This is a genomic window from Streptomyces recifensis, from assembly GCF_002154615.1.
In the GTDB taxonomy this organism is placed as follows: Bacteria; Actinomycetota; Actinomycetes; order Streptomycetales; family Streptomycetaceae; genus Streptomyces; species Streptomyces griseoluteus.
The window spans coordinates 1-8,481 of the sequence record NZ_MUNH01000578.1 but is presented as its reverse complement, the minus strand read 5'-3'; the positions used below and the strand labels follow the sequence as shown (position 1 = coordinate 8,481).

The window sequence follows — 8,481 nt, the reverse complement described above, 5'->3', positions numbered from 1 at the left end:
CTGGACATCATGGCGGGGGAAGTCGTGCAACTCCCCCGCCATGATGTCCAGTCCGGTTCGCAGGCTGTGCGGGGGCACGCGGCGGGCCCTGAGGATCTCCGCGGTCCAGGTGATGAAGCCGGTGAACAGCTCCGGGTCGTCCACGTAGAGGGCGGTGGCCAGGAAGTCCACGATGTGCGCGAGGTCCTCCGCGGTGCGCTCGCGCTGCGCCTCGGTGTACGACCGCATGCCGGGCCAGCGTGCCTCCAGGTCCGCGAGGCCCTGCCGGACCAGGGCGGAACGGTTGCTTCGGATCAGGGTGTACTCCTGGTCCGCGAGGTGGGGCAGGTCGTCGACCTGCTGCCGCGGCGTCGACTCGGGGCGGATCAGGCCGTCGGCCAGCAGACCGGCGGCCGCGCGGGCGTCGGGCGCCCAGGCGTCGGCACCGATGAGACGGGCGTAGCGGCCGTCCGCGCCGAAGGCCGCGCCACCGACCATGACGGGGATGCCGATGGACTGCACGGCCGTCACCGCGGTGTGCGCGCTCGGCAGGTGCAGGGGCAGCGAGGCCGACAGCAGCGTGGCCGCCGGGTTCGTCGCGTGCAGGTGGGCGATCAGATGCGGGGTGGTGGTGTGGGCGCCCAGGAAGTCCACCTGCCAGCCGCGCCCGGTGAGCACCTCGGCGAGCAGCCGCGCCGGAAGCACGTGCCACTCGCCGTCGACGCACGCGACCGTGACGCGGGGTCTCTCCGGCAGGCCCGGCGGTGCCGGGACCCGGTGGGCGAGGGCGGCGATGACCCGGTCGATGATCGCGGTGGCGGCGTGCTCCTCGGCGACGCTGATGCGGTCGGCCGCCCATTCCGTGCCGACCCGGCGCTGGACCCCGCCCAGCACCTCCAGCAGCAGGCTCTCCCGGCCCAGTCCCGCGTCGGCCGCCGCGAACACCTCGCGTACGGCGGCCGACTCGTCCTTGGCGATCACGGCCGTCCACAGCCGTTCCGACAGTTCCGCGCGCTCCTGGACCGCCGCGCCGGTACCGGTGCTCATCAGCGGACCCCCGCCTTGGGCCGGGCGGCGGTGGCCTGGTGGCCGCCGACGGAGTGCAGGGCGCCATGGCCGCCCGCCGGGTTGGTGATGGCGAGGGTGGCCATGTCGTCGTGCCGGCCACCTCCCAGCCACTGGGCCGCCAGCATCTGCACCCGTTCCACCACCGCTTCCGCGGGCATCCGGGCACACGGGCCGAGGGCCGCCCGCAGCCGCTCCTCGCCGAAGAACTGGTCGCCCAGCGGGCCGCCGGACGCCTCCGTGATCCCGTCCGTGTAGAGCAGGCAGGTCTCCCCCGGCGCCAGCGACACATGGGCGGTGCGCGCGGTGACGTCGGGCATGGCGCCCACGAGCTGTCCCTGGGTAGGAGCCTCTTCCACCCGGCCGTCGCTTCTGATGATCAGCGGCGGCAGGTGTCCGGCGCTGGTCAGCCGGAGCCGGACCTGGCCCGAGCGGCGGGTGACGGACGCCAGTACCAGGGTGGCGAACCGGGTGTGGTGGGAGTTGAGCAGCGCGCCGTTGAGCAGGGAGAGCACCTGCTGGTGGTCTCCGGACAGCGGCAGCAGCGCCTGCAGGACGCTGCGGATCTTGCCGGTGAGCACGGCGGCCTCCAGCCCCTTGCCGGCGACGTCGCCGAGGACGACGAACGTCTCCTCACCGGCGTCCCCGCCGGGGTGGACGTCGTAGAAGTCGCCGCCCACCCGCTCGTGGTCCCGTGCCGCCCGGTAGGCACCCGCGTACTCGACGCCATGGACGCGCTCCAGGCGCGGCGGCAGGAGATCACGCATCAGGGTGGTGGTGATCGAGCGCTGTTCCGCGTACAGGCGCGCGGCGGAGAGCGCCACACCGGCCCGCGCCGCGAAGAGCCGCGCGAAGACCTCCTCACCGTCCGTGAACGCCTGGTGTGTGCTGGAGCGCAGCAGGATCAGTACGCCGGCGGGCACTCCGTGACCCGGCAGTGGAGTGACTATGACCGAGCCGATCGGGCCGTCGAAGCCCTCGGGGATCGCCCAGTCCGGCAGTTCGGCCGGGTCGATCCAGCGCGCGGGAACCGGCGGGAAGCCCTGGAGGGCCTCCGCGAGACCGGCGACCGAGCGCGGCTCGACCGGGCGCAGCGTCTGGGTGACCTCGCCGTCCGCGCGCGCATAGGTCAGCTGGTGGCGGCGGCCCTGGGCGGGGGCGACGATGATCGCCGCGTCGGCGAGGTGACCCGCGGCCATGCGCGCGGTGACCGTCATGCACCGCTCGACGTTCAGCGAGGACAGCAGGGCGCTGGAGACCTCGGCGAGCAGGGCGGCACGCTCTCGTTCGCCCCGAAGCGCCTGCTCGGCGAGGCGGCGGTCGGTGTCCTCCAGCAGCCACCACACGACGGTGCCGTCCTCGCAGGAGGAGGGGTACGCCTCGAAGCTGCGACCGGCCACCTCGCCCGAGACGGCGTCCGCCGGGGTGCCCGCCGGGCGCAGCGCGCGGTGGGCGGCGGCCAGCCAGGCCGGCATGGCCGCCGACGTGACGGAGTCCCCTGGCACAAGCGGTATCAGGCGGCGTGCCGCCTTGTTCGTCTCGATCAGGGTCCCGTGGACGTCGACAACCAGCACGGGACAGGGGGCGCCGTCCCATGCCGTGTCGACGCCGACACCACCGGTCTGCGGACTATCGGGTGTACCCGGAGAAGGAATCACAGTCGGGGAGCGCGAGCGTGCGCTCCACCACCTCTCAGTCGATCGAGAACGTTTACCGATGACAACGGTCTCGCATCCACCGGCCACGTGCAACGCCCGACAGATTTCCACACATATTCGACACACACAACCCAAATCGCCCCCTTGACGGGCCGACTGCGCAGTGTGCGGCGCGGTTCAGGCGGGCAGGAGAGAGTCGTCCTGCGGGCGTGCGCCGGGCAGCCGGTGCCGGGCGGCGATCAGCGCCGCGTCGACGTCGCGGGTGCCGGTGGCGACGCACAGGGTGTAGGCGATGTCGTCCATCCGCTGCCGCACTTCGGCGCTGCCCTCCTGAGCATGCAGGATGCGCAGCGCGTCGTACTGCTCGATCAGGTTCTGCAGCACGGCGGGGTGGGCCATCAGCATCTTGGGTTCTCCCTCTGACCAGCTATCACATGGGGCGTACACGCACCCGGTTACCCTGGGCCCTCTCAAACACACCTGCGCTTCTTCACCCGATCGACCCTCGACCTGCCGGAGATCTCCCCGTGCCCGTACCCCTCGGCGACGATCTGCTCGCGCTGCTGCGCCGCGCCAGCACCTGCTACATCGCCACGACGATGCCCGACGGCTCGCCGCAGCTCACCCAGACCTGGGTGGACACCGACGGCGAGCACGTCCTGATCAACAGCGTGGAGTCGCACCAGAAGACCAGGAACATCGCGCGGGACCCGCGGGTGGCCGTCGCGGTCTCCGACCCGGCCGACCCGTCGTCGTACACACAGATCCGCGGCCGGGTGGTGCGGGTGACCACCGAGGGTGCGGTCGATCACATCGAGGCGCTCGCGCGGAAGTATCTGGGCGGCCCCTACCCGTGGTTCGGCGGTCGGGACCAGGTACGCGTGATCTACGTCATCGAGCCGGAGCGGATCAGCAGCCCGCGCGGCTGAGGTCCTAGGCGGCCTCGGTCTCGGCTTCACCCCGGCCGGCCGGGGCCGCCGTCTGCCGCCGGCCGCCGTGGATCAGGCGCAGATGGCGGCCTCGGGCGTGGCGGGGCGGTTTGGGGCCGCGCGCCAGCCAGTCCTCGGTACGGTCCATCCCGTACAGCAGCATGGTCACGACCGGCAGCAGCAGAAGTGCGACGATGGCCACGGTGGGGGCTCCTCCCCGGCAGACAGCTCTGTACGGATGCCCGCCGCGCCTCCGGGCAGCGGGCGGCCCCTGTGAAGGTGCGGTGCCCTTCCGGTGCCCCCGCCGGCGCACGCCGAGCGGTTTCTCCGCACGCCGCCCCGCGCGCATCCCTAGGGTGGAGCGATGGCGAACTCAGTCTCTTCCCTGATCGACAACGCCGTCCGGGCCACCGCCCCGGTGGTGGACGGCATCACCGACGAACAGCTCGACGCTCCCACGCCCTGTTCCGAGTACGACGTACGCGCCCTGCTCAACCATCTCTTCCACGTGGTCACCAACTTCCAGAAGCTGGCCGTCGGGGAGCGTGCGGACCTGGCCTCGGTCGGCGAGTATCTCGACGAGGGCGACTGGCGGAGCCGGTTCCGCGAGGAGGGCGAGCGGCTCGCGGAAGCGTGGAGGACGCGCGGTTCGGCGGAGGGCATCTCCCCCGGCATGGGCCTGCCGCAGCGCACGCTGGCGTACATGGTGCTGGGCGACCTGCTGGTGCACGGCTGGGACCTGGCGCGGGCCACCGGGCAGGAGTACACGCCGGACGCGGCGACCGTCGAGGAGGTGGCCCCGGAACTGGAGAAAATCGCCCCCATGGGCCGTAACGCCGGGGTGTACGCCGAGGCGGTGCCGGTTCCCTCCGGGGCGACGCCGTTCGAGCGGCTGCTCGGGGACACGGGGCGGGACGTGAGCTGGTCCCCGCGCTCCGTGTAACGGCCCGTTCACGTCGGGCGGGACTCCGGGGAAACAAGCGCTTCGTAGCCTGGCCCGCCGGCCTCCGTCCGGCAGCGCTGCCGGACGGAGGTCTCCCCCCGGCACCCGTACGGAGAGAGGCGTGGCATGAGCGCGACAGAGTCACGACCCACGGCAGAGACGGCCGAAGGCCCGGTGACACCGGCCACGAGCCAGGCCACCAAGGAGACGCTGGAGGACTACACCCTCCGCTACGCGCCCCGGAGTTACCGCCGCTGGACCCCGATGGTGGTGGCCACCACCGCGCTCGGCGGCATCGCGTACATGGCCGACTTCTCGATCGGCGCCGGCATCGGCCTGGCCCACGGCACCGGCAACGCGCTGGTCGCGATCGCGGTGGCCGCCGTCGTCATCTTCGTCACCGGCTTCCCGCTCGCCTACTACGGCGCCCGCTACAACATCGACCTGGACCTGATCACACGCGGCTCGGGCTTCGGCTACTACGGCTCCGTCCTCACCAGCGTCATCTTCGCCAGCTTCACCTTCATCTTCTTCGCGCTCGAGGGCTCGATCATGGCCCAGGGCCTCCGGCTCGGCCTCGGACTCCCACTGTGGCTGGGCTACTTGGTCTCCACGCTGATGGTGATCCCGCTGGTGATCTACGGCATGAAGGCGCTGAGCAAGCTCCAGGTGTGGACGACACCGGTATGGCTGGTGCTGATGGTGGGGCCGCTGGTGTACCTGGTGGTCACCGATCCGGGCACGGTCGACCACTTCCTCTCCTACGCGGGCACCGACGGCGACGGCGGCGTGAACACCGCCTCCGTACTGCTCGGCGCGGGCGTCTGCCTCTCCCTCATCGCGCAGATCGGCGAGCAGATCGACTACTTGCGCTTCATGCCGCCCAAGACCGAGGCCAACAAGCGCCGTTGGTGGACGGCCGTGGTGATGGCCGGCCCCGGCTGGGTGGTGCTCGGCGCGCTGAAGCAGGCGATCGGCGTCTTCCTCGCCGTCTACATCCTGGCCTCGGCCGGCCCGACGGTCGCGCCCGAGCCCATCCAGCAGTTCAAGGGCACCTTCGACGCCATGCTGCCGTCCTGGCTGGTGGTGCCGCTGGCCGTGGTGCTGGTGGTGATCAGCCAGATCAAGATCAACGTGACGAACGCCTACTCCGGCTCGCTCGCCTGGACCAACTCCTTCACCCGGCTCACCGGCCGCTACCCCGGCCGCATGGTCTTCGTACTGGTCAACCTGGGCTTCGCGCTGGCCCTGATGGAAGCCGACATGTTCAGCTTCCTCAACGGCATCCTGGGCTTCTACTCCAACTGCGCCATCGCGTGGGTCGTCACCGTGGCCACCGACATCGGCGTCAACAAGTACCTGCTGAAACTCTCCCCGCACGCGCCGGAGTTCCGCCGGGGCATGCTGCACCCGGTCAACCCCGTGGGTGTGGTGTCCTTCGTCGCCGCGTCCGGACTGTCGATCGCGATGTACTTCCACGCCGTCGGCGACACCCTCCAGCCGTACTCCCCCGTCGCCGCCGCCGTCATCGCCTTCGCCCTCACCCCGCTGATGGCCGTGGCCACCAAGGGCCGCTACTACCTGCGGCGCCCGGACGACGGCATCCCGGAGCCCCTCCTGGACCAGGACGGCAACCCGAGCGGCACGGTGTACGAGTGCCACGTCTGCCACCATACGTACGAGCGTCCCGACGTGGCGGCGTGCGCCACCCATGGCGCCGTCGTCTGCTCACTGTGCCTGAGCACGGACCGGGTCGGCGACCATGTGCTGCCCGCCTCGGGCGAGTTGGTCGCGTAGCACCGCCTCCAGTCCGATGGGGGCGCGGCCGATCAGGGTGGCGAGGGTGGGGTCCTGCGCGGCGAACTCGCCGGCGCGGGCGGCGGTGAAGACACCCATCAGGCCCTCCACCCGGTCGGCCGGAAGCCCGGCCTCCGCCAGGTGCCGGCGGAACGTGTCGTCCGGCACCGTGGTGCGGGTGAAGGGGCGGCCGGTGACGCCGGTGGCGAGGGCGGCCACGTCTTCGAAGGTGAGGGACCGGGTGGCGGTGAGGGGCGGGGTGGGCCCGTCGTGACGTCCCTCGTCGGCCAGGATCGCGGCGGCGGCCTCGGCGAGGTCGGCGTGGGCGGTCCAGCTCACCGGGCCGTCCGCGGGGAGCGCGACCTCGCCGGAGTCGAGGGCGGGACCGAGGAACTGGAGGGCGCTCGCGGCGTAGAAGCCGTTGCGGAGCGAGGTGTACGGCACCCCGCAGCTCCGCAGGATCTCCTCGGTGGCGGCGTGGTCGCGGCACGCCTGGAAGCGCGAGGCGGGGCTCGCGGCCATGTGGCTGGTGTAGAGGACGCGGCGGGCACCCGCCTTCACGGCTGCCTCGATCGCCGTCCGGTGCTGCTGGACGGCCTCCTCGCCGAACTTGTCGACGGAGACGATCAGCACCTGGGTGGCGCCCTCGAAGGCGTGGGCGAGGCTGTCCGGGTCGGTGAAGCCGCCCTCGCGCACCCGGACGCCCCGCGCGACGAGGGTCTCGGCCTTCCTCGGGTCGCGGACGCTGACGCCGACGCGGTGGGCGGGGACGCGGCGCAGGAGGCGGTCGACGGTCTGGCGGCCGAGTTGGCCGGTGGCGCCGGTAACGATGATCACAAGGCACTCCCCTGGTTGTTTCCGCTGGAATCACTGCAACGGTAACACTGATATTTTCAAGGTTATCGCTCGGCGGGTACCGTTGGAACATGCAGAGTGGCGCCCCTGAGGGCACAGTGACCGGGGAGCCCGCGAGCCGGGAGAAGACGCGGCAGCGGGTCATCGAGGCAGCGATCGGCCTGCTGGAGCGGGAGGGCCGGGAGGCGGTGACGACCCGTGCCGTCGCGGCCGCGGCGGGGTTGCAGCCGCCGGCGATCTACCGCCTCTTCGGCGACAAGGAGGGCCTGCTGGACGCGGTGGCCGAGCACGGTTTCCAGGCGTTCCTGGCCACCAAGCACGGGGCGCCCGAGCCGGAGGACCCGATCGAGGGCCTGCGCGCGGGGTGGGACCTGGCGGTGGAGTTCGCCGTGGACAACCCCGCGCTCTACACCCTGATGTACAGCGAGCCCAGCCGGGCCACGTCGGCGGCCTTCCGGACCGGGATGCGGATGCTGAAGGAACGGGTGCACCGGCTCGCCCTCGGCGGCTGGCTCCGGGTGGACGAGGACCTCGCGGTGCAGATCATCCACGCCACGGGGCGGGGTGCCGCCCTGACCTGGCTGTCCCTCCCCGAGGAGGCCCGCGACCCCGCCCTGCTGACCACCCTCCGCGATGCCATGACCAACGCCGTGACGGACCCGGAGCCGGCGGTACGGGACACCGGCCCGGCGGGAGCGGCCCGCGCGCTTCGCGCGGCTCTGCCGGAGCAGACCGCCCTCAGCGGGGCGGAACGGCAACTCCTGCGGGAGTGGCTCGACCGTCTGTCCTGACCCTCAGAACGTCCACCGCGTGTGGGTGAAGAGGCCGCCCTCCCGGCCGAACCCGTACGCCGTGTCGGGTTCCACGGCGAACACCACGGCTCGCCCGGTGCGGAACGCGTCCCCGATGCCGTGGAAGGTGCCTTCGGGCGAGGTGATGTGCGCGCCGTACTTCGCCTCGTACGCGGCGATCACCTCCTCCACCGTCGCCGGGTCGGTGACCTGCTCCGCCGTCCCCTCGACGATCAGGTCGAGCCCCTCGGTGAGGGAGTTCCGGCCGGTGGTCAGCGCGCAGTGCGCGTTCCGCGCGAGGTTCTTCGCCTTCTGCTCCTCCGGTCCGGTGGAGAAGTACAGCACCCCGTAGTGCCAGGCGGCGATGACGGGGGTGACGTGCGGCCTGCCGTCGGGGCGGACGGTGGAGACCCAGAAGATCTCGGCGTCCTTCAGATGGCGCTGGGCCTCGGGCCAGGGGGTGG

General features: G+C 71.8%; 10 protein-coding genes. 4 read left to right on the top strand and 6 right to left on the bottom strand.

Annotation, left to right across the window (positions count from 1 at the left end; genetic code table 11):
* From CCN33_RS26360 to CCN33_RS26350, 3 genes are all read right to left on the bottom strand, one after another.
* Nucleotides 1-1,026, bottom strand: a 1,026-nt coding sequence (locus CCN33_RS26360) for a cobalamin B12-binding domain-containing protein (protein ID WP_086695957.1), incomplete at its 3' end; no start/stop codon positions are given.
* Nucleotides 1,026-2,618 carry a PP2C family protein-serine/threonine phosphatase gene (locus tag CCN33_RS26355; RefSeq protein ID WP_086695956.1) on the bottom strand — a complete coding sequence of 531 codons (1,593 nt, stop codon included), beginning with the start codon at nt 2,616-2,618 and terminating at the stop codon, nt 1,026-1,028. The genes CCN33_RS26355 and CCN33_RS26360, both read right to left, overlap by 1 nt.
* A 261-nt stretch (nt 2,619-2,879) precedes the next feature.
* A complete protein-coding gene (locus CCN33_RS26350; protein ID WP_086695955.1) occupies nt 2,880-3,107 on the bottom strand; it encodes a DUF5133 domain-containing protein in 228 nt (75 codons plus the stop codon).
* A gap of 122 nt (nt 3,108-3,229) precedes the next feature.
* Here CCN33_RS26350 and CCN33_RS26345 point away from each other — a divergent pair, with 122 nt between their 5' ends.
* Nucleotides 3,230-3,631 carry a PPOX class F420-dependent oxidoreductase gene (locus tag CCN33_RS26345; protein WP_244173946.1) on the top strand — a complete coding sequence of 134 codons (402 nt, stop codon included), beginning with the start codon at nt 3,230-3,232 and terminating at the stop codon, nt 3,629-3,631.
* Between the two features lie 4 nt (nt 3,632-3,635).
* Here CCN33_RS26345 and CCN33_RS26340 read toward each other — a convergent pair whose 3' ends face one another.
* Nucleotides 3,636-3,833: a hypothetical protein gene (locus CCN33_RS26340; protein ID WP_086695953.1), complete on the bottom strand. Its 198-nt coding sequence runs from the start codon at nt 3,831-3,833 to the stop codon at nt 3,636-3,638.
* A 162-nt stretch (nt 3,834-3,995) separates the two neighbouring features.
* Between CCN33_RS26340 and CCN33_RS26335 the strand changes: the two genes are divergently transcribed.
* Nucleotides 3,996-4,574, top strand: a complete 579-nt coding sequence (locus CCN33_RS26335) for a TIGR03086 family metal-binding protein (protein ID WP_086695952.1) — start codon at nt 3,996-3,998, stop codon at nt 4,572-4,574.
* A 126-nt stretch (nt 4,575-4,700) separates the two neighbouring features.
* The gene (locus CCN33_RS26330) at nt 4,701-6,371 is read left to right on the top strand and encodes a purine-cytosine permease family protein (protein ID WP_086695951.1); all 1,671 of its coding nucleotides are present in this window, start codon (nt 4,701-4,703) and stop codon (nt 6,369-6,371) included.
* Here the strand turns inward: CCN33_RS26330 and CCN33_RS26325 are convergent.
* Nucleotides 6,303-7,208, bottom strand: coding sequence for an NmrA family NAD(P)-binding protein (locus CCN33_RS26325; protein WP_086695950.1), 906 nt, complete (start codon nt 7,206-7,208; stop codon nt 6,303-6,305). The two genes, CCN33_RS26330 and CCN33_RS26325, sit on opposite strands and share 69 nt — an antisense overlap.
* Nucleotides 7,209-7,297: 89 nt before the next feature.
* Here CCN33_RS26325 and CCN33_RS26320 point away from each other — a divergent pair, with 89 nt between their 5' ends.
* Entirely contained in the window at nt 7,298-8,017 is a 720-nt protein-coding gene (locus CCN33_RS26320; RefSeq protein ID WP_086695949.1) for a TetR/AcrR family transcriptional regulator, read from the top strand.
* A gap of 3 nt (nt 8,018-8,020) precedes the next feature.
* On the opposite strand, the gene CCN33_RS26315 is transcribed toward CCN33_RS26320, so the two are convergent.
* A partial coding sequence (locus tag CCN33_RS26315) for a pyridoxamine 5'-phosphate oxidase family protein (RefSeq protein ID WP_107483998.1) occupies nt 8,021-8,481 on the bottom strand: 461 nt, incomplete at its 5' end.